Origin of the sequence: Arthrobacter sedimenti (assembly GCF_042652025.1) — a bacterium.
Classification (GTDB): domain Bacteria; phylum Actinomycetota; class Actinomycetes; order Actinomycetales; family Micrococcaceae; genus Arthrobacter; species Arthrobacter sedimenti.
On record NZ_JBHSDQ010000014.1, the window covers coordinates 1 to 24,072 of the forward strand.

The 24,072-nt window shown below is 65.5% G+C and carries 18 protein-coding genes, 1 tRNA gene and 1 rRNA gene; 11 read left to right on the forward strand and 9 right to left on the reverse strand.

The genetic code is table 11. The annotated features are described in order from the left end of the window. Nucleotide 1: 1 nt before the first annotated feature. Nucleotides 2-118, forward strand: a 5S ribosomal RNA gene (rrf, locus tag ACFO0G_RS19545). A 144-nt stretch (nucleotides 119-262) separates the two neighbouring features. Beyond that, a complete protein-coding gene (locus ACFO0G_RS19550; protein WP_376979719.1) occupies nucleotides 263-757 on the forward strand; it encodes an SRPBCC family protein in 495 nt (164 codons plus the stop codon). A 9-nt stretch (nucleotides 758-766) separates the two neighbouring features. Here ACFO0G_RS19550 and ACFO0G_RS19555 read toward each other — a convergent pair whose 3' ends face one another. Further along, the gene (locus ACFO0G_RS19555) at nucleotides 767-1,822 is read right to left on the reverse strand and encodes a LacI family DNA-binding transcriptional regulator (protein ID WP_376979721.1); all 1,056 of its coding nucleotides are present in this window, start codon (nucleotides 1,820-1,822) and stop codon (nucleotides 767-769) included. A gap of 2 nt (nucleotides 1,823-1,824) precedes the next feature. Next, entirely contained in the window at nucleotides 1,825-3,570 is a 1,746-nt protein-coding gene (locus tag ACFO0G_RS19560; RefSeq protein ID WP_417281464.1) for a glycoside hydrolase family 13 protein, read from the reverse strand. A 173-nt stretch (nucleotides 3,571-3,743) separates the two neighbouring features. Here ACFO0G_RS19560 and ACFO0G_RS19565 point away from each other — a divergent pair, with 173 nt between their 5' ends. Next, nucleotides 3,744-5,114 carry an FAD-binding oxidoreductase gene (locus ACFO0G_RS19565; RefSeq protein WP_376979725.1) on the forward strand — a complete coding sequence of 457 codons (1,371 nt, stop codon included), beginning with the start codon at nucleotides 3,744-3,746 and terminating at the stop codon, nucleotides 5,112-5,114. Nucleotides 5,115-5,117: 3 nt separating this feature from the next. Here the strand turns inward: ACFO0G_RS19565 and ACFO0G_RS19570 are convergent, their stop codons facing one another. The 4 genes from ACFO0G_RS19570 to ACFO0G_RS19585 all read right to left on the reverse strand — a co-directional run bounded on the left by ACFO0G_RS19570 (nucleotide 5,118) and on the right by ACFO0G_RS19585 (nucleotide 10,275). Continuing rightward, a complete protein-coding gene (locus tag ACFO0G_RS19570; protein ID WP_376979727.1) occupies nucleotides 5,118-6,536 on the reverse strand; it encodes a DUF4032 domain-containing protein in 1,419 nt (472 codons plus the stop codon). 111 nt (nucleotides 6,537-6,647) lie between these two features. Further along, nucleotides 6,648-7,730 (reverse strand): ABC transporter ATP-binding protein, encoded by a 1,083-nt coding sequence (locus ACFO0G_RS19575; RefSeq protein ID WP_142131111.1) that lies wholly within the window; start codon nucleotides 7,728-7,730, stop codon nucleotides 6,648-6,650. Between the two features lie 216 nt (nucleotides 7,731-7,946). Then, nucleotides 7,947-8,783, reverse strand: coding sequence for a trehalose-phosphatase (gene otsB, locus ACFO0G_RS19580; RefSeq protein ID WP_376979729.1), 837 nt, complete (start codon nucleotides 8,781-8,783; stop codon nucleotides 7,947-7,949). Continuing rightward, the gene (locus tag ACFO0G_RS19585; RefSeq protein WP_376979731.1) at nucleotides 8,773-10,275 is read right to left on the reverse strand and encodes an alpha,alpha-trehalose-phosphate synthase (UDP-forming); all 1,503 of its coding nucleotides are present in this window, start codon (nucleotides 10,273-10,275) and stop codon (nucleotides 8,773-8,775) included. Before ACFO0G_RS19585 ends, otsB begins: the two co-directional genes overlap by 11 nt. Before the next feature lie 177 nt (nucleotides 10,276-10,452). Here ACFO0G_RS19585 and ACFO0G_RS19590 point away from each other — a divergent pair, with 177 nt between their 5' ends. The 5 genes from ACFO0G_RS19590 to ACFO0G_RS19610 all read left to right on the forward strand — a co-directional run bounded on the left by ACFO0G_RS19590 (nucleotide 10,453) and on the right by ACFO0G_RS19610 (nucleotide 15,608). Further along, nucleotides 10,453-11,340 (forward strand): DsbA family protein, encoded by an 888-nt coding sequence (locus ACFO0G_RS19590; RefSeq protein WP_286401908.1) that lies wholly within the window; start codon nucleotides 10,453-10,455, stop codon nucleotides 11,338-11,340. Between the two features lie 148 nt (nucleotides 11,341-11,488). Further along, nucleotides 11,489-11,565: transfer RNA gene (locus tag ACFO0G_RS19595), tRNA-Thr, on the forward strand. Nucleotides 11,566-11,633: 68 nt separating this feature from the next. Then, nucleotides 11,634-12,059 carry a ChaB family protein gene (locus tag ACFO0G_RS19600; RefSeq protein WP_376979733.1) on the forward strand — a complete coding sequence of 142 codons (426 nt, stop codon included), beginning with the start codon at nucleotides 11,634-11,636 and terminating at the stop codon, nucleotides 12,057-12,059. 84 nt (nucleotides 12,060-12,143) lie between these two features. Next, on the forward strand, nucleotides 12,144-14,315 hold the full coding sequence (locus tag ACFO0G_RS19605; protein WP_376979735.1) for an elongation factor G-like protein EF-G2: 2,172 nt from the start codon (nucleotides 12,144-12,146) through the stop codon (nucleotides 14,313-14,315). A gap of 39 nt (nucleotides 14,316-14,354) precedes the next feature. Further along, nucleotides 14,355-15,608 (forward strand): MFS transporter, encoded by a 1,254-nt coding sequence (locus ACFO0G_RS19610; protein ID WP_376979737.1) that lies wholly within the window; start codon nucleotides 14,355-14,357, stop codon nucleotides 15,606-15,608. Between the two features lie 101 nt (nucleotides 15,609-15,709). Here the strand turns inward: ACFO0G_RS19610 and mmsB are convergent, their stop codons facing one another. The 3 genes from mmsB to chvE form a co-directional block, all read right to left on the reverse strand. Further along, the gene (mmsB, locus tag ACFO0G_RS19615; protein WP_376979739.1) at nucleotides 15,710-16,987 is read right to left on the reverse strand and encodes a multiple monosaccharide ABC transporter permease; all 1,278 of its coding nucleotides are present in this window, start codon (nucleotides 16,985-16,987) and stop codon (nucleotides 15,710-15,712) included. A 4-nt stretch (nucleotides 16,988-16,991) separates the two neighbouring features. After that, complete coding sequence (mmsA, locus tag ACFO0G_RS19620; protein ID WP_376979741.1) at nucleotides 16,992-18,521, reverse strand: multiple monosaccharide ABC transporter ATP-binding protein; 1,530 nt, start codon at nucleotides 18,519-18,521, stop codon at nucleotides 16,992-16,994. A gap of 106 nt (nucleotides 18,522-18,627) precedes the next feature. Next, on the reverse strand, nucleotides 18,628-19,758 hold the full coding sequence (gene chvE / locus ACFO0G_RS19625; protein WP_350310804.1) for a multiple monosaccharide ABC transporter substrate-binding protein: 1,131 nt from the start codon (nucleotides 19,756-19,758) through the stop codon (nucleotides 18,628-18,630). 268 nt (nucleotides 19,759-20,026) lie between these two features. On the opposite strand from chvE, the gene araB reads away from it, so the two are divergent. From araB to araA, 3 genes are read left to right on the forward strand one after another with little or no spacing between them, the layout of a single operon-like run. Next, complete coding sequence (gene araB / locus ACFO0G_RS19630; RefSeq protein WP_376979743.1) at nucleotides 20,027-21,799, forward strand: ribulokinase; 1,773 nt, start codon at nucleotides 20,027-20,029, stop codon at nucleotides 21,797-21,799. Beyond that, nucleotides 21,796-22,524, forward strand: coding sequence for an L-ribulose-5-phosphate 4-epimerase (locus tag ACFO0G_RS19635; RefSeq protein ID WP_376979745.1), 729 nt, complete (start codon nucleotides 21,796-21,798; stop codon nucleotides 22,522-22,524). Before araB ends, ACFO0G_RS19635 begins: the two co-directional genes overlap by 4 nt. 26 nt (nucleotides 22,525-22,550) lie before the next feature. Further along, on the forward strand, nucleotides 22,551-24,071 hold the full coding sequence (araA, locus tag ACFO0G_RS19640; protein ID WP_376979747.1) for an L-arabinose isomerase: 1,521 nt from the start codon (nucleotides 22,551-22,553) through the stop codon (nucleotides 24,069-24,071). The last annotated feature ends 1 nt before the right edge of the window (nucleotide 24,072 follow it).

The following is a 24,072-nucleotide window of genomic DNA, read 5'->3' on the forward strand; positions in this document are numbered from 1 at the left end:
TTACGGCGGTCATAGCGTGGGGGAAACGCCCGGTCCCATTCCGAACCCGGAAGCTAAGACCCACAGCGCCGATGGTACTGCACCCGGGAGGGTGTGGGAGAGTAGGTCACCGCCGGAACAACTATTACAGCAGGGCCCTGACAACGAACGTCAGGGCCCTACTGCTTTAACCATTACAGACGCACCCAGCCACAAGCTCGTTGAGTCCTATCAGGCACGGACAGGGTGGCTGGCACAATGCCCCCGGGTAGGATGGTCCCTCATGAGCAGCATCTTCAGCCACGCCCAGGACCCTTTCGAAGAAGCCGGGCAGCCGGCAGCTGATCCCCTGGAACCAGTGGTAAACACCGTGGTTGTTCCAGGGCCAGTCGCCCGCGCCTTCGCCGGCTTCACCGACCACACCCACCTGTGGTGGCCCTTGGAACAGCACGGGGTGTACGGCGCCGGATCCTACGTGGAGTTTGAAGAGAACCTGGTCCTCGAAACGGCGGACGATGGACGCACCTCCATCTGGGGAACCCTCGACGACTGGCAGCCGCCCCTGTCCTTCCACGCCACCTGGCACCCCGGCACCACAGCCCTTTGGTCCACCGAGCTCCTGGTTGTATTCCGGGCGGTGGAAGCGGGTACCGAGGTCCGGGTTTTCCACGAGGGCTGGGAGGGTGCGGAGGACCCTGCCGCAGTACGCCAGGAATATGTGGAGGCCTGGCCGCTGATTCTTGAGAAGTTTGCCCGGTTTATGGGCAGCGAAGCCTGAACTTCCTGCTTATGCGCGCCGCATAGGCTCGTGTGGCGGGACGGCGGTACTGTTCCGGATCACGAACTCGGCGGGGAACTCCTGGTCTTGTGCTGCAGCCGCTGCCGTGCCGTCGTCGGAATTCCCGCTTGGCTTTTCCAGCAAAGCCAAGGCAGTGGCAGCCGCCAAGCGGCCCTGCCCCCGCGGATCCTGATTGATAGTGGTGAGTCCAAACGTCTCGGCGAGCTCGTGACCGTCGATCCCCACGACAGAGAGGTCCTGCGGTACCTGCAGTCCAAAGTCGCGGGCCGCAAGCATGATGCCTACGGCCATCTCGTCAGAGGCCGCGAAGACTGCTGTAGGGCGTTCGGAACTGGTCCCCAGCAGCCGGCGGCCCGCGGCATAGGCGCCCTGGATGGTGAAGTCGGCGGTGGCTTTCCACTCCGGCCTTACGGTCAGCCCGGCTTCAGCCATGGCTGAGGCGAAGCCCTTCTGGCGCAGCTGGGGGAGCTTGAAGTCGCGGTTCAGCTCTCCGTATCCCGTAATGTGGGCGATTCTGCTGTGTCCCAGCCCGATCAGGTGGCGGGTGGCCAGCGCGGCCAGCCCCTCGTCGTCAATCCTGATCGTAGAGGCTCCCCGCAGCGCGCCACCGATTCCCACGATGGGGCGGTGTACCGCCAGCAGTTGGCCGATCTCGTCTTCGCTGAGCACCAGCGCCACGGCGATGACGGCATCCAGGCGCTTCCGCAAGAGGAAGTCATTCAGGATGCTGCTGCGTCGCTCCGGCTGTTCGCCCACGTTGTAGAGGGTCAGGTCGTAGCCGGCGTCCAGCAGGGTCTCCGACACGCCTTCCAAGACGGAAGAGAAGTACCATCGCTGGACATTGGGCACCACCAGCCCAATGTTGTGATTGCGACCGGACGCGAGGCTGGACGCGTGGTACGACGGGACAAATCCCAGTTCCTTGGCCGCGTCCTGGGCAAGACGGCGGCTCCTGGCCGAGACGTTGGATTTACCGCTCAGCGCCCTGGACACGGTGGCCACTGACAGGCCGGCCCGGCTGGCAACTTCCTTGATACCCGCCATGGTCAGTCTGCTGTGATGAGGTCCGGTCCAAGCTCTATCCATGCCGTCTCGCCGGAGGCAAGGGCATGGGCGTTCTCTGTGGGAAGGCTGCGGATCAGTACGTGGCCCGCCGGCATGTCCAACGGCTCATGGTTCAGGTTCATGAGGACCAGCGTAGTGCCGTTCAGGTAGCCCAGGGACGACCCCGTGCACCAGTCTTCTGCCCAGGACAATGATCCCCTGCCCAGGTTCAGCTGCCGGCGGCATGCCAGGGCGTCACGGTACAGCGAGAGGTGCGACGACGGCGATTCCGTCTGGAGATCCCGCGCCAGCGTTTCAAACGAGGCGGGAATGGGAAGCCACGGATCTTCCCCCGCACCAAAGCCCAAGTGCGGGTCCCCGGCCCGCCAGGGCAGCGGCACCCGGCAACCGTCACGGCCAAGCCGCTGACCCCCGGTACGGCCAAATGTCGGATCCTGGCGGAGGTGGCCCGGAATGTCGATGCCGTCCGGCAGTCCCAGCTCTTCCCCCTGGTAGAGGTATGCGGCGCCGGGCAGCCCCAGCATGAACAGTGAGGCGGCGGCCGCGCGGCGGCGGCCAAGGGCTTCGTCCGGCTGCGGGTCAGCGGAACCTATGCCGTCCCCGTCCCGCGGACCCTGCCCGTTGTAGCCAAAACGGGTGGCATGGCGAACCACGTCGTGGTTGGAAAGCACCCAGGTACTCGGAGCCCCAACGGCGTCAAGGACCGTCAGCGAGTCGGTGATGACAGAACGCAGCCGGTAGACATCCAGGCCCGCGTGGAGATAAGGGAAGTTGAAGGCCTGGTGCATCTCGTCGGGCCGCACCCAGTGCGCCAGCCGCTGCAGGTCGACGCTTGCCTCGGCGCAGAGAATCCGGTCCGGTCCGTATTCGTCCAAGAGCAACCGCCACTTCCGGTAGATGTCGTGGACGCCGGGTTGCCCGAACATCGGTGCCTCGTGGCCGGGGTACCCCTCGCTGCTGCCGCCATCAGCGCGTCCGCCCCATGCCGGAAGGCCCGGCGCTTTGACCAGGGCATGGGCCACGTCCACTCGGAAGCCCGAGACGCCGCGGTCCAGCCAGAAGCGGAGCACCCTCTCGAACTCTGCGTGGACGGCGGGGTTGTCCCAGTTGAAGTCCGGCTGGGAGGAATCAAAAAGGTGCAGGTACCACTGGCCCGGTTGTCCGTCAGGGGCCGGCACGCGTGTCCAGGCGGGCCCGCCAAAGTGGGACTGCCAGTTGTTTGGCGGTTCCTGTCCGTCCGGTCCTGTCCCGTCGCGGAAGATGAACATGTCCCGCTCCGGGCTCCCGTCAGGTGCTGCAAGGGCCGCCTGGAAAGCGGGGTGTTGGTCCGAGCAATGGTTTGGCACCAGATCCACGATCACCCGCAGGCCGAGCCTGTGCGATTCAGCCATCATGACGTCGAAATCGCCGAGCGTGCCGAAAATTGGGTCAACGTCGCAGTAGTCGCTGACGTCGTAACCGGCATCGCGTTGCGGGGAGCGGAAAAAGGGGGACAGCCAGACGGCGTCGACGCCCAGGTCCGCAAGGTGCGGCAGTTCTTCGGTGATTCCCGCCAGGTCGCCCACGCCGTCGCCGTTCAGGTCCCGAAATGACCGTGGGTACACCTGGTAGATCACGGCAGACCGCCACCAGCCCGGAGCGGGGTCGGCGGCGTGGATGAGGGTGAGTGGGCCAGCGGAGACAGAAGTGTCGTGGATCACAGTTTCGACGGACATGGAAGTCAGCATAACTGCGTGCAGCGATTTAATGAAAACGCTTCCATTATTGTTTCCTCACCCAGTACGGGGTCGTCTCCGTCCATAGGGGAACAGGACTGGAAGCGGTTGCGGCAGTGCGCCGGGGCCCCGCATAAATCACGCCCTAGACTGGGAGAAAATGTCCGACGACGGATGGAGGCTTTGTGGGAAGCATCGTTGACGAGCTGGAGGCCGTCCTTGCCCCGGACCAGCTGGACGTGAGCGAGGTGTCACTTCGCCGGTACGCGATCGACCAGGCGCCCGTCATCGACTTTCAGCTGCCACTGGCCGTGGTGTTCCCGGAATCGGTGGCCGACGTTCAATCCGTGGTGAAGGCGTGCGCCGACAGCGGCATACCCATCGTCCCGCGAGGCGCCGGTACCGGCGTGTCCGGCGGCGCCCACGCCACGAGCAACTGCATCATCCTGTCCCTGGAGCGGATGGACCGGATCCTCGCGCTGAATCCCGACGACGAAACAGCCGTCGTGGAGCCCGGCGTGGTCAACGCCGTCCTCAACGAAGCAGCCGCAGAGCACGGACTCATGTACGCTCCGGATCCAGCAAGCTTCCGAAGCTCCACCATCGGCGGCAATGTGGCCACCAACGCAGGCGGCCTTCGCTGCGCCAAGTATGGGGTCACCAGGGATTCGGTCCTTGCCCTGGACGTGGTTTTGGCCGACGGATCGCTCATCCATACCGGCCACCAGACCTTCAAAGGCGTGGCGGGTTACGACCTAACGGGCCTCTTCGTGGGGTCCGAGGGGACGCTGGGCATCGTCGTCGGAATCACCGTGCGGCTGAAGTACCTGCCCCGGGAAGTCCACACCGTGGCCGCGTTCTACCCGGACTTCCGCATGGCCGCCGCAGGGGTCCTGGCCGTGGGCAGGGCGCGCGTCCAGCCCGCCATCATGGAACTGCTGGACGGCGGGACGCTGGCCCAGCTCGACGACATCCACGGCTCCGACCTCAGCACGCGCGGAAAGTCACTGCTGCTGATCCAGACGGACGGATTCGGGGCGGCCGCGGAAGCCGACGTGGTACGCCAGGTTCTGCGCGACGGCGGCGCCGCAGTGACCACCGAGGCCAGCGCCGAGGCGGAGCGGCTGGTGGAGCTGCGGAGGCACAGCCGGGGCACCGAAGTGGACGACGAGTACCGCGTGGGTGAAGACGTGGCTGTTCCGAGGTCACGCCTGGTGGATTACGTTGCCGCGCTCGAGGCCATGGCCGCCGCTCAGCAGGTGCACCTCAAAGTGGTGGCCCATGCAGGGGACGGCAATCTGCACCCAACATTCTGGATCGACCGGCAGGGCGCGGACGTCGATGCCGATGCCATGGAGCGGCTCCAGGTGGCCCTGGACGAATCGATCACCGCGGCCCTGGCCATGGGTGGCACCATTACGGGGGAACACGGCGTAGGCCAGTACAAGCTGCGGTGGCTGGGCCAGGAGCAGCCGGAGCCGGTCCGGGAACTCCAGCGCAGGATCAAGGACCTGTTCGATCCTGCCGGCATCCTCAACCCCGGAAAGGCTATCTAGGACTCAGTCGTCCGAGTCCGGGTAGTCTTCCGCGGATTCGTCAGCGCCGTAGCGGGACTCCTCGTTCTCCACCTCAAGGATTTTCAGCAGCTCAGTGTCCGGGTTGAGCATGATGGCGGCCTCGTCCCGCCGGTGCCGCAGGATCGAGTCGATGTAGGACTGAACGGCCTCTGCCAGCGGAATGTGGCGCTCCTGCTTCTCGGACATGTACCAGCGGTGTTCCAGGACCTCGTGCACCACCTCGGCATGCTCAAGCTTGCCGGAAAGGTCCCGGGGGATGGCGCGCACGATCGGCTCGAAGATCTGGCTGACCCATAGGTGGGCGCTGTATTCCTCGTCCATCTCCGGGTTGTTGTCCGCCCGGAACGAGTCCATGTCGTTGAGGAGGCGGCGGGCCTGGTTCTCCTGGGCATCCAGGCCGGTAAGCCGCAGCAGCCGCCGCTGGTGGTGCCCCGCGTCCACCACCTTGGGCTGCAGCTGAATGGTGGAGCCGTTCTGGGTGGTCTTGATGGCGTACTCCTCGACGTCGAAGCCGAGTTCGTTCAGCCGCCGGATGCGGGCGCCCACTCGCCACCGTTCGCCGAGTTCGAAGGATTCCTTCTCGGTCAGCTCAGCCCACAGCCGCCGGTAGCTGTCCATGATCAGCTCGCTGGTGGCCACGGGGTCCACCTTTTCCTCGATGAGGCCGCCGTCCAGCAGGTCCATCAGCTCGCCGGCGATGTTAACGCGGGCGATTTCCAGGTCGTACTCGCGCTGCCCGGTGGAGAGGTCCGGGTAGAGCTCGCCGGTTTCCGCGTCCACCAGGTACGCGGCGAAGGCGCCGGCGTCGCGGCGGAACAGGGTGTTGGACAGCGAGACGTCGCCCCAGTAAAAACCGATGAGGTGCAGCCGCACCAGCAGGAGGGCCTGCGCGTCGATGAGGCGGGTGAGGGTGTCCTTGCGCAGCATCTGGGAAAAGAGCGCGCGGTAGGGCATGGAAAACTTCAGGTGCCGGGTGACGAGGACAGGGTTGAGCGGGCGTCCGTCGGGGGTGGTGCGCCCGGTGATCACCGCAACCGGCTCCACGCACGGCACATCGAAGCGCGCCAGCTTCCGGAGCATGTGGTACTCGTGCCGGGCCACGTGCTCGGAGGTTTCCTTGATGGCGATCACGGAGCCGCCCAAGTGGGCGAACCGGACGATGTGCCGGGAAATACCGCGGGGCAGCGCCGCCAGGTACTGTGCCGGCCACTCCTCCAAAGCGATATGCCACGGCAGGTCCAGCAGTTCGGGATCAGCCGCCGCTGCCGTGATGTTCAGCGACGAGGCTACCGAGGCCGCCTTGTTGTCATCGGCACTGGCAGCCACGAACCGGGGCAGCTTGCCGATCTGCGCGTAGTCGGTGGGTTCGTCGTGCCACTGGGCGCTGTATTCCTCGGTCATGGCTCAATTCTTCCGTACTCGGGGCAGGGTGGCTAAATCCCGTGCAGGCATGGTTAAAGGCCGACGGCGGCCCACCGGTGAGTGGGCCGCCGCAGGGTGGAGCTACCGAAATCAGTCGCCGAGGCGCAGGCCGGTCTTGGTGTCGAACAGGTGCACGTGGCCCGACTGCGGACGGACGTAGATGACCTCGCCCTTCATCGGGGGACGGCGGCCGTCGACGCGGGCGACGATGTCGTGGTCCTTGCCGTCAAGGTTGGTGTGGCCGTAGACATAGGCGTCGGCGCCGAGTTCTTCGACGACGTCCACCTCAACCTTCAGGCCTTCACCGTGCGGAGCGGTTTCCAGGTCCTCGGGACGGCTGCCCAGGGTGACCGTGGAGCCGTGAGCCTCTTCGAGGACGTCCCGAGGCACGGGGTAGACGGTGCCGCCGAACTGGACGCCGCCGTCGACGACGGGGAGTTCCAGCAGGTTCATGGCGGGGGAGCCAATGAAGCCGGCAACAAAGACGTTCTTGGGGCGGTCGTAGAGGTTGCGCGGGGTGTCAACCTGCTGCAGCAGGCCGTCCTTCAGCACGGCGACGCGGTCGCCCATGGTCATGGCCTCCACCTGGTCGTGCGTCACGTACACGGTGGTGACACCCAGGCGGCGGGTCAGGGAGGCGATCTGGGTGCGGGTCTGGACACGGAGCTTGGCGTCCAGGTTGGAGAGCGGCTCATCCATGAGGAAGACCTGCGGGTTACGGACGATTGCGCGGCCCATGGCAACACGCTGGCGCTGGCCGCCGGAGAGTGCCTTCGGCTTGCGGTCCAGGTACTGCTCAAGGTCGAGGAGCTTGGCGGCTTCGCGGACGCGCTCGGCGCGCTCTTCCTTGGAGACACCGGCGATCTTGAGCGCGAAGCCCATGTTGTCGGCCACAGTCATGTGCGGGTACAGCGCGTAGTTCTGGAAAACCATCGCGATGTCGCGGTCCTTCGGGGGAACATCGGTGACATCGCGGTCGCCGATCAGGATGCGGCCGGCGTTGACGTCCTCGAGGCCTGCAAGCATGCGCAGGGAGGTGGACTTGCCGCAACCGGAGGGTCCGACGAGGACCAGGAATTCGCCATCGGCGATGTCGATGTTGAGCTTATCGACGGCGGGCTTTTCGGTGCCCGGGTACAGACGCGTAGCGTTGTCAAAAGTAACTGTAGCCACAGTTATCAATCCCTTCACCGGCAGGTACGTGCCGGACGATCCGTTGTGAATGGTTCATTTTTATTCAGTTTTGTTCCTGCAAAATGCTCCGCGGCTTCCGCGGAGCATCGAATGACGCCGCACGCTGGTTGTGCGCCACATCACACAAAGAGTATGCCAGGGGTTGCTCTTTTTAGCGCAAATGTTACGAACGTCACATCTTCTGCCGGCCGTGTCCTAGCCGGAGGCCGCCTGCGGGTCCTCTTCCGCCACGGCAATGCTCCGCTCCTGCAGCAAGGCCTCCAGCAGCTCCGCGACGTGGATGGGTGCCTCCACCCGGTACTGGGCCTGGGTGAAATCGAGGCCGATCTTGACCCCAACATCGCCCGGTTCGAGCCTGCCAAAGGCGTCCTCGTCCGTGACGTCATCCCCCGCAAACAGCACGGCAGTGGCCCCCGTTGCCTGCCGGAGGAAGGCAACGCCTTCGCCTTTGGAGGCATGGACCACCGAGGTCTCCAGGACGCGCTTACCTTCCTTCAGGAAAACGCCCTTGCGGTCCTGCAGAACGGACTTGGCGGCTGACACTGCGTCTTCCGCCACGTCGTCGCGGGCTTGGCGGGTGTGCAGGACGACGCCGGCAGGCTTGTACTCCAGGGAGGTGCCGGGGGCCTGGGCAACGATGTCCGACAACTCGGCCCGCACTTCTTCCAGGAGCGCTTTCTGGTCCTCCTCCAGCGACAGTTCGGTGGAGCCCGGCCCCAGCCACGCTTCGGCGCCATGGCTGCCGATCAGCAGCGTGTCCACCGGCGGGGAGGCGACCTCCCGCAGGCTGGCGAGGGCGCGCCCGGAGATGAGTGCCGTCGTCGTGCGTGGAAGCACGGCGAGGCCCGCGAACGCTGCGGCTGACCGCGGAAGCGGCCGCGCATCCTGGGCACGGTCTACGATCGGCGCCATGGTGCCGTCAAAATCCATGGCTACCAGCAAGTGCTCCGTCCGTGCGATCCGGCGCAAGGCTTCCCGTAGTTCGGGCGAGAGCGCCAGCGAAGCCCTGCTGCCGCGGCCGTCAGGAGTCATCGCGGACCACCTTTTCGTTCAGCGCGCGCAGGAAGTCGGCGGACCAGTGGTCAACGTCATGGTCCAGGATCTGGCGGCGCATGGACCGCATACGCCGTGAGGCTTCGCGGGGGCTGAGCTCGATGGCGGTCATGATGGTGTTCTTGAGCCCCGCGATATCGTGCGGGTTGATCAGCAGGGCCTGCTTGAGCTGGTCCGCTGCGCCAGCGAATTCGCTCAGCACCAGGGCGCCGTCGTTGTTGTTGCGGGCCGTGACGTATTCCTTGGCGACGAGGTTCATGCCGTCACGCAGGGCGGTGACCAGCATGACGTCGGCCGCCAGGTACAGCGCGACCATTTCCTCCACCGGGTAGCTGTGGTGCAGGTAGCGTACCGCCGTGTTTTCGAGGGTGTCATACGTGCCGTTGATGTGGCCCACCGTGCCCTCAACCTCCTCGCGGAGGAGGCGGTACTGTTCCACGCGCTCACGGCTGGGGGAGGCCACCTGGATCAGGGTGGCATCGCCAACGGTGAGACGGCCGTCCGCCAGGAGCTCCTCGAAGGCCTTCAGGCGGTGGCGGATGCCCTTGGTGTAATCCAGCCGGTCCACGCCGAGCAGGATGGTCTTGGGGTTGCCCATGTCCTGCCGGATCTGCCGGGCGCGTTCGATGATGTCAGGCCTGGCCGCCAGTTCGCTGATCTGTTTGACGTCGATGGAGATGGGAAAGGCCTGCGCCCGGGCAATGTGCGTCAGTTGGCCGTTGTGGTCCTTGACGTGCACCTGCTGCTGCTTGACGCTGGCGCCCAGGAAGCGGCGGGCGGAGCGCATGAAGTTGCCGGCATCGCTGACGCGCTGGAAGCCCACCAGGTCGGCGCCGAGCAGGCCGTCGATGATGGCCTGGCGCCAGGGGAGCTGGGCAAAGATTTCCGGCGGCGGAAACGGGATGTGGTTGAAGAACCCAATGCGCAGGTCGGGCCGGGCTTCGCGGAGCATCCGGGGGACCAGTTGCAGCTGGTAGTCCTGGACCCAGACGGTGGCACCCTGGTCGGCATGGCGGACGACGGCGTCGGCGAACCTGCGGTTGACCTTGCGGTAGGCGTCCCACCAGGTGCGGTGGAATTCCGGAGGGGCGATTACGTCGTGGTAGAGCGGCCAGAGAGTGGCGTTGGAGAAGCCCTCGTAGTACAGCTCCACGTCGTCGGTGCTGAGCTGGACCGGGACAAGGTCCATGCCGCCGTGGCTGAACGGCTTCACGGTTTCGTCCGGAGCGCCGTGCCAGCCGACCCATGCTCCGTCAGTCTTGGTCATCATCGGCGCGAGCGCGGTCACCAGGCCGCCGGGAGACCGGCGCCAGCCGGAGCCGTCGTCGCTGTCGTCGCCCGGCGCCACGCGGTCCACGGGCAGTCTGTTGGAGACCACCATGAAGTCGTACTTGGTATGGCCGGCGTGGCTGGAACCGGATCCGCCGGACGTTGCTGTGCCGGCGGGTTTTTCCTGGACGGGTGTTTGCATTGCGGCCCCCTGGGGTTGCTTGTGCCTCTAAGCCACCCTAGCCGGACGGAATCATCGGGGCTATTCGTCCGTTGGTCAAGCCGAAGGAATAGTTGAACCCGCAAGCTGTCAGCTTTCTCCCCTAAAATGTTGGGGTGCCACGAAGTGGTCCCCTACGTCGACCGACCCAAGGAACTCATGAGCCCCGCAAACGAAGTACGTAAGTCCAAGGCTGAGCGAACGGCGGAGGCGCGCGAAAAAGCGCGCCTGATCCGGGAAGCCCAGGCAAAGAAGGACAAGCGCAACAAGCTGCTGATCGGCTGGGGCATCGTGGCGGCGGTGGTTGTCATCCTGGTGGTGGTGGGCCTGGTGGTTGCGGGCAACATCCAGCGGAACGCCCCGATCGCGGACCAGGGACCCACGCCTGCCAACGCCAACGCCCACGGCGGCGTGACGTTGCTGGCCAACAATCAGGTTGCCAAGACCGAGCCGGCCACGGTTGACGCCGCTTCCCTGGGCGATGCCCCGAAGACTCCGCCCGCCGAGGTGGTGGCCCCGGGTGCAGAGGCGGAGGCCGGCAAGCCGGTCAAGGTGGTCCTCTACGTCGACTTCATCTGCCCCGTCTGCAAAGACTTCGAAACGCGGTACAACGACCAGCTCACCTCGCTGCGCAACGACGGCAAGATCACCGTTGAGTACCGCCCCCTCGGGTTCCTGGACAGCCGGTCCACCACCAATTACTCGTCCCGTGCTGCCAACGCGGCAGCCTGCGTGGCCAACACGGCCCCGGAGAAGTACGCCGACTACTTCAACGCCCTGTACGCCCAGCAGCCCGCTGAAGGCAGTGCAGGCTTGTCCGACAACGACCTGAAGAAGATGGCGTCCGACATGGGCGTGGACATCAACTCCTGCGTGGACGACAAGACCTACCGCCCGTTCGTGAAGTTCACGACGAAGGAAGCGTCCGCCATCGGCGTTACCGGTACGCCCACCGTCTTCGTGGACGGCAAGCAGTGGGGCAAGGGAGACAGCGCCCAGACGCCGTTCCCCGACTTCCTGCAGGCAGCCATCGCCGCCAAGGGCTAGGAACCGACAGCACTGGAAGGGGCCCGTTCCGGAACGTTTCCGGGGCGGGCCCCTGCCTTATCTACAGCCCGTGCCGGGGCGTTTTTACGCCCGGCGGGAGTTGGGCTAACCTTATCTAGCGCCTACGGGCGCATGCCCCCAGGGGCGCGCCTCCTTAGCTCAGTTGGCCAGAGCACCGCTCTTGTAAAGCGGGGGTCGTCGGTTCGAATCCGACAGGGGGCTCCATGCAACCTCCGGGTCTAAGCTGGATCCATCCAAATGATCAGCGTGCTGACTAAAGGAGGATGGGTGCCATGCCCAAGACCGGCAAGAACGACCATGCCCGCAAGGAAGAGCTCCCCTCGACCCTGCAGCGTTCTGACGAAAAAGCCCAGGACACCTTCGCCAAGACCTACGACTCCGCCCTTGAGTCCTATGACCAGGACGAACAACGGGCCGCGCGTGCAGCGTATGCCTCGCTGAAGCACAGCTACGAGAAGGTGGGCGACCACTGGGAGCCGAAGGAAAAACGCGGCCCGTCGGACAAGCGCGCGGAACAGGGCATCCGCTCGTCGGAACCTACCGCCGGCGGCGTGGATGCCAACGCCTCGAAGGACCATCTCTACAAGCTGGCCAAGGAGTTGGACGTCAAGGGCCGCTCGAAGATGGACAAGGACCAGCTGGTGGAGGCACTCCAGAAGGCCAACGACACAGCCACCCGCAAAGCCCGCAGCAAATAGCCTTCGCTCTTGCCGTCCTGCCATCCAAGGTGTCGAATCAAAGGACACGTCCGGTCCGGTCGGCAATGATGCCAGGAGGTTCCAATGTCGGTGAAGAGCACCAAGGAGTCAGCGCGGGCGGCAGGCGGCAGGAACGGTCCAGAATCAAGGCGGGCCGACCAAGCCGGTGGCATCGCGGCGCAGGACCCGGCCCGCATCCGGAACGTTGCCTTGGTTGGGCACTCCGGCGCCGGGAAAACCATGCTGATCGAGGCCCTGCTCGCGGCCAACGGCATGATCACCCGCAAAGGCTCCATCGCGGACGGGTCGACCGTCAGCGACTCGGACCCCGCCGCCGTGCACCAGCAGCGGTCGGTCACGCTGTCCCTGGTGCCGCTGATGGTGGACGACGTCAAGGTGAACCTCCTGGACACTCCGGGCTACCCGGACTTCATCGGTGAGTTGCGGGCAGGCCTCAGGGCGTCGGACGCCGCCCTCTTTGTGGTCTCCGCCGTGGACGGAATCGATGCAACCACCACCGCGCTGTGGGGCGAGTGCGGGCACATGGGGCTCCCACGCGCCGTCGTCATCACCCGCGTGGACCACCCGCGCGCAAATTACGACGGCGCCCTGGCCGCCTGCCAGAGGGCATTCGGCGACGGCGTGCTCCCGCTGTATGTCCCGGTGCGGACAGATGGCGGGATCACCGGCCTGCTGGGCCTGCTGTCGCAGGAGGTGGCGGACTACTCCGCCGAAGATTCAGCGCCCGAAGTCCGTTCGGCAACGGCCGGTGAACGTACGGATGCCGGGAGTGCCAGGGGCACGCTCATTGAGGGCATCATCGCCGAAAGCGAAGATGAGACGCTGATGGACCGCTACCTGGAAGGCGAGGACATGGACACAGCGGTGCTGGCCGCCGACCTGGAAACCGCCGTGGCCCGCGGCTCGTTCTTTCCCGTGCTGCCCACCTCTGCCGTCACCGGGCTTGGCACGGCGGAATTGCTGGACCTACTGGTCCGCGCGTTCCCGCCTCCGGTGGAACGCAGCCTGCCGGACGCCGCCGATCTGTCCGGCAAACCGGCCGGAAGCCTGGCCTGCGATCCCTCGGGTCCGCTCGCCGCCGAAGTGGTGCGCACCTCCAACGATCCCTTCCTGGGCCGCATCTGCCTGGTGCGGGTCTTCTCGGGGTCGCTGCGCGAGGACTCGCCCGTCCATGTAGGGGGCCACGGCCTGGCTGACCGCGGCCACCAGGACCACGACACCGACGAACGCGTCACCCACATCTACTCCCCGCTGGGAGCCACCCTGCGTCCGGTACCCTACTGCGTGGCCGGGGACATGTGCGCCCTGGCGAAACTCGGCAGCGCCGAAACCGGGGACACCATTTCCAGTTGGGAAAACCCGTTGCTGCTGGCCACGTGGGAAATGCCTGAGCCTCTGTTGCCGGTTGCCGTGGAGGCCGACTCCCGCAGCGACGAGGATGCCTTGGCCCGCAGCCTGGGCAGGATCGCGGCGGGAGACCCTACGCTCCGTGTGGACCGAAATAACGAAACGCACCAGCTGGTGCTGTGGTGCATGGGCGAAGCGCACGCCGAGGTGGTCCTGGACCGGCTTCGCGAGCAGGGTGTGAAGCTGCACACCGTGGACGTGGTGACGCCGCTGCGGGAAACCTTCGCGGCCCCGGCATCGGGGCATGGCCGCCATGTCAAGCAATCCGGCGGGCACGGTCAGTACGCAGTGTGCGACATCGAGGTGGAACCGCTGGAGCGCGGCGGCGGGTTTGAATTCGTGGACAAGACAGTGGGCGGGGTCATCCCGGGAACGTTCATCCCGTCCATCGAGAAGGGGGTGCGGGCGCAAATGGAGAAGGGGGTCTCCGCGGGCTTCCCCGTGGTGGATGTGCGCGTGACCCTCACAGGCGGCAAGGCCCACAGCGTCGATTCATCCGATGCGGCGTTCCAGGCGGCGGGGGCCCTGGCGCTCCGGGAGGCAGCTGCCGCCGGGAAGGTCCAGCTGCTGGAACCAGTGTCCTCCGTGTCCATCATGGTTGCCGACGAACACGTGGGCTCCGTGATGAGCGACCTGTCCGGCCGGAGGGGACGCCTCACCGGCACCACCTCATCCGGGGAGGGGCTCACGGAGATCAGCGCGGAGGTTCCGGACCAGGAACTCCTGCGGTATGCCGTGGAACTGCGGGCACTGACCGCCGGTACCGGGCGGTTCCGCCGGCAGTACTTGCGGCACGATCCGGTGCCCCCGAATTTCAGCCCGTCCTGATCCCGTCCGGGCAGGAAGAATCCCGAGGGGCGCCGTCAGGTGAATGCTGCAGCTCGCAAAATCCAGACCGTCTACCTGACGCTGACGTTGGGGAACACCCTTGCGGCGTCCTTTATTTGGGGGATCAACACACTGTTCCTGCTCGATGCCGGGCTGAGCAACCTGGAGGCGTTCGCCGCCAACGCGTTCTTCACGGCCGGGATGGTCCTGTTTGAGGTGCCGACGGGCGTGGTGGCGGACAGCTGGGGGCGCCGTACCTCGTTCCTGCTGGGCACCGTGACCCTGGCCGGATCCACCTACCTCTACTACCTGCTGTGGCAGTTGTCCGCGCCGTTTTGGTGGTGGGCCGCGGTGTCCGCCCTTCTGGGCCTTGGCTTCACGTTCTTCTCCGGGGCAGTGGAAGCCTGGCTGGTGGACGCCCTGCACTTCTCCGGTTACGACGGCGGCCTGGAAACCGTCCTGGGCCGCGGCCAGATCGTTTCCGGCATCGCCATGCTGGCAGGATCAGTAGCTGGTGGGGTCATCGCCCAGGCCACCAACCTGGGCGTGCCGTTCCTCCTGCGCGTCGCCGTCCTGGTGGCAATGTTCGTGGTGGCCTTCCTGCTGATGCACGACGTCGGCTTTACACCAGAGCGCTCGGCCCACCCTCTGCGGGCCACCCGCGCAGTCCTGAAGGCGTCCGTGGACGGCGGCCTGAGGAACCCGCCGGTGCGGTTCATGATGCTGGCTGCCCCCTTCACCGAAGGCGTGGGGTTCTACGTTTTCTATGCCCTCCAGCCCTACCTGCTGCAGCTTTTTGGCGATCCCAAGGCCTACGCCATAGCCGGCCTGGCGGCGGCCATCGTGGCGGGTGCGGATGTCGTGGGCGGCTGGCTGGCACCCCAGGTCCGGAAACTGGTCCGCCGCCGCACCACTGTGCTGATCGCCTCCACGATCACCAGCTCGGTGGTCCTGGTGGTGCTGCTGGCCACCAATGTCTTTTGGCTGGCATTGGTGCTCCTGGCGCTGTGGGCCGTGGTGGCCTCCGCAGGCACGCCGGTGCGCCAGGCCTACCTCAACGACATGATCGCCTCGAAGCAGCGGGCAACGGTCCTCAGCTTCGCCTCGCTCATGGGCTCCAGCGGGGGAGTGGTGGTGCAGCCGGTACTCGGCCGGGCCGCCGACGTTTATGGCTACCCTGCATCGCTGGCTTTGGGCGGTGCGGTTCAGCTGCTGGCGGCACCCTTCATGCTCCTCAGCCGACGGCGCCGGGCGCCGGCAGACTTGGCCACGGGCCTGGCAGCCGCACCCTAGACAGGCGCGGCACGTGCTGGAGCCGGACGCAGCGAAGGCTCCCGCTGCCGGGACTTGGTCCGGGCAACAGGAGCCTTCGGGTGCGCAGGTGGCGGTTCCTCCTACTTCACGCCTGCTTCCACTGCTTCGCTGGCCGGAGCCGGCTTTTCCTGTGCGGGCGAAGGGGAGGTCTTCAGTTTGAAGCGCTTTCCAATTTCGCCGCCGCCACCGCTGCGGTTCTTGTTGAAGATGTCGAAGCCGACGGCGACAAGGAGCACCAGGCCCTTGATGAGCTGCTGGTAGTCGGTGCCCAGGCCCAGGATGGACATGCCGTTGTTGAGGACGCCCATGATGAGTCCGCCGATCATGGCTCCGGCGACGGTTCCGATACCACCGGTGACCGCGGCGCCGCCGATGAAGGCCGCGGCGATGGAATCCAGTTCGAAACCGGTTCCACCGGCCGGCTGAGCCGAGTTGAGCCGGGCGGTGAAGACGAGGCCCGCCAGCGCGGCCAGCACGCCCATGTTCACGAAGAGCCGGAACGTCACGGCCTTGGTCTTGATGCCGGACAGTTCAGCCGCGTGCAGGTTGCCGCCGATGGCGTACGTGTGCCGCCCGAAGACACTGTTGTTCATGAGGGCCGTGTACGCGATCACCAGGGCGGCCAGGACCACCAGGACGATCGGGGTGCCGCGGTAGGACGCAAGCAGGAACGTGATGATGAGCATCAGCAGCGCCGTGAAAACGGTCTTGATGACGAACCAGACCAGGGGCTCGCTTTCGAGGTCGAACTTCCGGCGGATCCGGCGTTCCTTGAGCGCCTGGATCAGCAGCGCGGCCGTCGCCCCAACGCCCAGGATGACGGTGAGCCACTCCAGGACGGAGGTGCCGCCGGTGAGGTCGGGAAGGAATCCACCGCCGAGGGCACGCAGTTCGGCCGGGAAGGGGGTGATCTGCTGGTTCTTCAGGGTGATAAGGGTCAGTCCCCGGAAGATCAGCATGCCCGCCAGCGTGACGATGAAGGCCGGAATGCCTACGTAGGCGATCCAGTAGCCCTGCCAAGCGCCCACCAAGGCGCCGACCAGCAGGCAGGCGGGGATGGCGGCCCACCACGGCCAGCCCCAGTGCACGATCATGACGCCGGCCACGGCGCCGATGAACCCGGCCACCGAGCCGACGGAAAGGTCGATGTGCCCGGCGATGATCACCATGACCATGCCGATGGCCAGGATCAGGATGTAGCTGTTCTGGACCACCAGGTTGGTGACGTTCTGTGGTTCCAGCAGGATCCCGCCGGTCAGTCCCTGGAACAGCAGGACAATCAGGATCAGGGCAACGAAGATGCCCACCTGGCGCAGTTGGCTCGTAAGGAATCCGAGCGATTCTCTGAGGGCGGACATGTCGCTATTCCTTCTCTTTGGTCATGTAGTGCATCAGGGTTTCCTGGGTGGCCTCGGCAATGGGAACTTCACCTGTGATGTGGCCGGCGGCCAGCGTGTAGATGCGGTCGCAGATGCCCAGCAGTTCAGGCAGTTCGGAGGAGATTACGATGACGGCTTTTCCTTCGGCCGCGAGTTTCGCGATGATCGTGTAGATCTCGTATTTGGCGCCGACGTCGATCCCCCGGGTGGGTTCATCGAGGATGAGCACGTCCGGATCGGAGAACATCCACTTGCTCAGCACCACCTTTTGCTGGTTGCCACCGGAGAGTTTTCCGGTAATGGCCGCCACTGACGGAGCCTTGATGTTCATGCTCTTCCGGTAGCCGTTGGCCACCACGGTTTCCTGGTTTTTGTCCACGAAGCCGCGTTTGGCGAGCTTGCGCAGCGCCGCCAGGGAGACGTTCCGCTTGATGTCCTCGATGAGGTTCAGGCCGTAGTGCTTGCGGTCTTCGGTGGCGTAGGCAATGCCGTTCCTGATGGCGTCCGACACCGTGGCAGTGTTGATTTCCTCGCCGTACTTGTAGACCTTGCCTGACGTGGCGGTTCCGTACGTGCGCCCGAAGACGCTCATGGCAAGCTCGGTGCGTCCGGCGCCCATCAGCCCGGCCAGTCCCACCACCTCGCCCTTCCGGACGTGCAGGTTGGCGTTGTTGACCACCATGCGCGTGTGGTCCTGGGGATGGCGCACCGACCAGTCCTCGATGCGCAGGACTTCCTCGCCAATGTGCGGCTCGCGGTCCGGGTACAGGCTCTCCAGGTCCCGGCCCACCATGCCCCGGATGATCCGTTCCTGCGTGATCTGGCCTTCGTCAAGACGCAGGGTCTCAATAGTTTTGCCGTCGCGGATGATGGTGACGGCGTCAGCGACCTTGCGGATCTCATTGAGCTTGTGGCTGATGATGATGCTGGTGACGCCCTGGCCCTTCAGGTGGAGGATCAGGTCCAGCAGGTGGCCGGAATCCTCGTCGTTGAGGGCGGCCGTGGGCTCGTCCAGGATGAGCAGCTTCACTTCCTTGGACAGCGCCTTGGCGATTTCCACCAGTTGCTGTTTGCCCACGCTGATGTGCTGTACAGGGGTGACAGGGTTCTCGTCGAGGCCGACGCGGGCCAGCAGCCTGGCTGCTTCCAGGTTGGTCTTGCGCCAGTCCACCCACCCGTTGGTGGCTTGTTCGTTGCCAAGGTAGATGTTCTCGGCAATCGACAGGTACGGGCTGAGGGCCAGTTCCTGGTGGATGATGACGATTCCGCGTTTTTCGCTGTCCGAGATGCTGGAGAAGTTGCAGGGTTCGTTTTCGAAGAGGATCTCACCGTCGAAGGTGTTGTGTGCATAGACGCCGGACAACACTTTCATGAGTGTTGATTTGCCGGCTCCGTTTTCCCCGCAGATGGCGTGGACCTCGCCACGGTTCACATCCAGGGTGACGTCCTGCAGCGCTTTGACGCCGGGGAACGTCTTGGTGATTCCTCGCATTTGAAGAATGGGTGTGTTCATCGTCAATTCCCACTGACTGTTCGGAGCTTGCCTTCCTGCTGCTGCAGGAGGGCGCGGGTGGGGCTGTGGCCCGGGACGGAAGCCGGGCCACAACCCCGGACGCTGACTACTTGACGTCGGCGTCGGTGTAGTAACCCGAGTCGATCAGTTCCTTCTTGTAGTTGTCCTTGGTGATGATCACGGACTTCAGCAGGAACGCCGGGACAACCTTGACCTTGTTGTTGTAGGTCTTGGTGTCATTGGTTTCCGGCTCCTGGCCCTTGAGGACGGCGTCAACCATCTTGACGGCCTGCGCGCCGAGTTGGCGGGTGTCCTTGAAGATGGTGGAGTACTGCTCACCGGCGACGATGGACTTGACGGAGCCCTTTTCGGCATCCTGGCCGGTGACTACCGGCAGGCTGCCCTTGGCGTAGCCGCCGGTGCTGGTGAGGGCGGAAATGATGCCGATGGACAGGCCGTCGTACGGGGAGAGGACGCCGTTCAGCTTGGTGCCCGAGCTGTAGGCGGAGGTGATGATGTCCTCCATGCGCTTCTGTGCCACCGGTGCCTGCCAGCGGAGGATCGCGGCCTGCTCAAACTTGGTCTGGCCGCTGGGGACCTTCAGGGTGCCGGCATCCATGTACGGCTTCAGGGTGTCCATGGCGCCGCTCCAGAAGAAGTTGGCGTTGTTGTCGTCGGGGCTGCCGGCGAAAAGCTCAATGTTGAAGGGGCCCTTGCCGTCAACCTTCTTGCCGCTGGCGTCCAGGAGGCCCAGGCCGGTCAGCAGTGAGGTGGCCTGCTGCACGCCCACGGTGTAGTTGTCGAACGTGGTGTAGTAGTCCACGTTCGGGGTGCCGTTGATCAGGCGGTCGTACGCGATGACCTTGACGTTCTGGTCCTTGGCCTTGGCCAGGACGTCAGTCAGGGTGGTGCCGTCAATGGCGGCGATGATCAGGGCCTTGGCGCCCTTGGTCAGCATGTTTTCGATCTGCGACACCTGGGTGGGGATGTCGTCATTGGCGAACTGGAGGTCCGTCTTGTAGCCAAGATCCTTCAGCGACTTCTCCACGTTGGCGCCATCGGCAATCCACCGTTCGGAGGTCTGGGTGGGCATCGAGATCCCGACCAGTGAATCGCTGGGCTTGGCGGCACTGCCGGATTCGGTGGCGGCTCCGCCGCGGGAGCCACAGCCGGTGGCGCCCACCGTCAGGGCGAGGACAAGGGCCACCGCGCCCATGAGTTTTTTGATTCTCACCATTTTCTCCTTCCGCGGCAGCATCGCCGCGAAGTGTTGTTGGACAGGCAGCACCGAAGCTCCCTGGTCCTGGCCACATTGTTGATGTGTCGGTTCAATATAGACTGGTTTGTGAACGCTAACAAGAGCGCGAAGGGGAATTTTCGCAACTTTTTCGAGTCCATTGACTTCTTCGTTGTTAGCGTTCACACTTGCTGCAGCAAAACAGCTTGACCCCGACCCCTACAAACCCGGTAAAGAGGCCGCCCGCCTCCCGGACGGAGGCAAACCCATGCCAGAGACTTTGTCCACATCCAGCTCCGACCCCCGCGCTGATCAGTACGTCATCGGGGTGGACTACGGGACCCTGTCCGGCCGCGCCGTGGTGGTGCGGGTCCGCGACGGCAGGGAACTCGGCAGCGCTGTCCACGAGTACCCGCATGCGGTGGTCACCGATTCCCTCCCCGAAGATACAGCGGGCGCGGAATCCAATGGACACGCCTCGAGGCTTCCCGGCGAATGGGCACTCCAGGTGCCCAACGACTACCGGGAAGTCCTGCGCAGGGCTGTCCCCGCCGCGGTGGCTGACGCAGGGATCGACCCTGCCGCCGTCGTGGGCATTGCCACGGACTTCACCGCCTGCACCATGGTGCCCGTCAAGGCCGACGGCACCCCCCTGAACGAACTGCCGGGCTTCGCCACCCGGCCGCATGCCTATGTGAAGCTCTGGCGCCACCACGCGGCGCAGGGGCAGGCTGACCGGATTAACAAGCTCGCCGCCGACCGGGGTGAGGACTGGCTTCCGCGCTATGGGGGGCTGATCTCCTCCGAGTGGGAGTTCGCCAAGGGCCTGCAACTGCTGGAAGAGGACCCGGAAGCCTACGCCGCCATGGACCACTGGGTTGAGGCGGCGGACTGGATCGTCTGGCAGCTGTGCGGGCGGTACGTCCGCAACGCCTGCACGGCGGGTTACAAGGGGATTTACCAGGACGGCCGGTATCCGTCCGAGGACTTCCTTGCTGCCCTGAACCCGGACTTCAAAGACTTCGTCAGCTCCAAGCTGGAGCACACCTTCGGGCGGCTGGGGGATGCCGCAGGCACCCTTACCGCCGAGGCTGCTGCCTGGACCGGACTGCCGGAGGGCATCGCCGTGGCCGTGGGAAACGTTGACGCGCACGTCACGGCCCCGGCTGCCAAAGCAGTGGACTCCGGCCAGCTGGTGGCTATCATGGGCACCTCCACCTGCCACGTCATGAACGGCACGGAACTGCGCGAAGTGCCCGGGATGTGCGGGGCAGTGGACGGCGGCATCGTGCCGGGCCTTTGGGGCTACGAGGCCGGACAGTCCGGCGTCGGGGACATCTTTGGCTGGTTCACCAAGTACGGCGTGCCGCCCGAATACCACCAGGCTGCCAGGGATGCGGGCCTGGGCATCCACGAATACCTCACCGAACTCGCGTCGCGGCAGGCCATCGGGGAGCACGGCCTGATCGCCCTCGACTGGCACTCGGGCAACCGCTCAGTCCTGGTGGACCACGAGCTCTCCGGGATTGTGGTGGGCCAGACCTTGGCCACCAGGCCCGAGGACACATACCGGGCGCTGCTTGAAGCCACGGCTTTCGGGACCCGCACCATCGTGGACGCCTTCCGCGACGCCGGCGTCCCGGTCAAGGAATTCATCGTGGCCGGCGGCCTGCTCAAGAACAAACTCCTTATGCAGATCTACGCGGACGCCACCGGCCTGCAGCTGTCCACCATCGGCTCGGAGCAGGGCCCGGCGCTGGGCTCGGCCATCCACGCCGCCGTGGCCGCGGGCGCCTACGCGGACATCCGCGAAGCTGCCGCCGCCATGGGTGCCGAACCCGGAGAGGTGTACACCCCGATACCGGAAAACGTGGCCGCCTACGACGAACTGTTCCAGGAGTACAAGGTGCTGCACGACTACTTCGGCCGCGGCAGCAACGACGTCATGCACCGGCTCAAGGCCATCCAGCGCAAAGCGGCACGGACTGACCTGCCGGGCACCGGCAACCCGCCGGCACCCGCTGTGGAGGTGTCCGCATGACCGCCGGGACCGGTGTAACCCCGGCGATCCTGCAAACCATTGCCCGGATCCGTGAGGAAGTGTGCGCGCTGCACGCCGAGCTGACCCGGTACGAACTGGTGGTCTGGACCGCGGGCAACGTTTCAGCCCGCGTACCCGGGACCGACCTCATGGTCATCAAGCCCTCCGGCGTCTCCTACCAGGACCTGACTCCGGAGCAGATGATTGTCACCGACCTGCACGGCACCCCGGTGCGGGGCACCAACGTCGGTGGCGGCGGTACCGTCGATTGGGGCAACCCGCCCCTGTCGCCGTCCTCCGACACGGCCGCGCACGCCTACGTGTACCGCCACATGCCCGAGGTGGGCGGGGTAGTGCACACCCACTCCACCTACGCCACCGCCTGGGCCGCCAGGGGAGAAGCCATCCCGTGCGTGCTGACCATGATGGGTGACGAGTTCGGCGGCGAGATTCCGGTGGGACCGTTTGCGCTGATCGGCGACGACTCGATCGGCCACGGCATCGTGGAGACGCTGAAGAACTCCAATTCGCCTGCGGTCCTGATGCAAAACCATGGCCCCTTCACCATCGGCAAGGATGCCCGGTCCGCCGTGAAGGCCGCCGTCATGTGCGAGGAAGTGGCCCGCACCGTCCATATCTCCCGGCAGCTCGGTGACCCGCTGCCCATCAACCAGGACCACATCGACTCCCTCTACGCCCGCTACCAGAACGTCTACGGCCAATAGGGCCCCAAACTTTCCCAGGAGAACCCATGAGCACCGCAGCAAACACTTCCCTCGACGGCTACGAGGTCTGGTTCCTCACCGGCAGCCAGCACCTCTACGGCGAGGAGGTCCTCAAGCAGGTGGCCGCCCAGTCACAGGAGATCGCCAACCAGCTGAACGCATCCTCCGCGGTGCCCGTGCGCATAGTGTGGAAGCCGGTCCTCACCGATTCCGACGCCATCCGCCGCACCGCGCTGGAGGCGAACTCGGATGATTCCGTGATCGGCGTGACGGCCTGGATGCACACCTTCAGCCCCGCCAAGATGTGGATCCAGGGCCTGGACCTGCTGCGCAAGCCCCTGCTGCACCTGCACACGCAGGCCAACCGGGACCTGCCCTGGGCCGACATCGACTTCGACTTCATGAACCTGAATCAGGCCGCGCACGGCGACCGCGAGTTCGGGTACATCCAGTCCCGGCTGGGCATTGCCCGGAAGACCGTCGTCGGGCACGTCTCCAATCCCGAGGTTGCGCGTCAGGTCGGCTCCTGGCAGCGCGCCGCGGCGGGCTGGGCCGCCGTCCGGACCCTGAAACTGACCCGCTTCGGCGACAACATGCGCAACGTGGCCGTCACCGAAGGCGACAAGACCGAAGCCGAGCTGCGCTTCGGCGTCGCGGTTAATACCTGGTCCGTCAACGAACTGGCCGACGCCGTGCACGGCGCTGCAGAGTCCGACGTCGACGCCCTGGTGGCGGAGTACGAGGACATGTATGACGTGGTGCCGGAGCTCCGCGCAGGCGCGGCACGGCATGAATCGCTGCGGTACGGGGCCCGGATTGAACTGGGGCTGCGGTCCTTCCTGGAAGCCAATGGCTCCGCGGCGTTCACCACGTCCTTCGAGGATCTTGGTGCGCTCCGCCAGCTGCCCGGCCTGGCGGTGCAGCGGCTCATGGCTGCCGGCTGCGGGTTCGGCGCCGAAGGCGACTGGAAGACCGCCATCCTGGTCCGCGCCGCCAAGGTGATGGGCGCCGGCCTGCCCGGCGGCGCCTCGCTGATGGAGGACTACACCTACCACCTGGAGCCGGGGTCCGAGAAGATCCTCGGCGCCCACATGCTGGAGGTCTGCCCCTCCCTGACCGCGCAGAAGCCGCGGCTGGAGATCCACCCGCTGGGCATAGGCGGCAAGGAAGACCCGGTCCGCCTGGTGTTCGACGCCGATGCTTCCCCGGGCGTCGTCGTCGCCCTGTCCGACATGCGGGACCGCTTCCGCCTGGTGGCCAACGCCGTCGACGTCGTTCCCCTGGACCAGCCGCTGCCCAACCTCCCGGTGGCCCGCGCGCTGTGGGAGCCGAAGCCGGACTTCGCCACCTCGGCCGCCGCCTGGCTGACCGCCGGCGCCGCCCACCACACTGTGCTCTCCACCCAGGTGGGCATGGACGTCTTCGAGGACTTCGCTGAAATCGCCAAAACGGAACTGCTCACCATTGATGAAGGCACCACGATCCGCCAGTTCAAGAAGGACCTGAACTGGAACGCCGCCTACTACAGGCTGGCCGGGGGGATCTGAC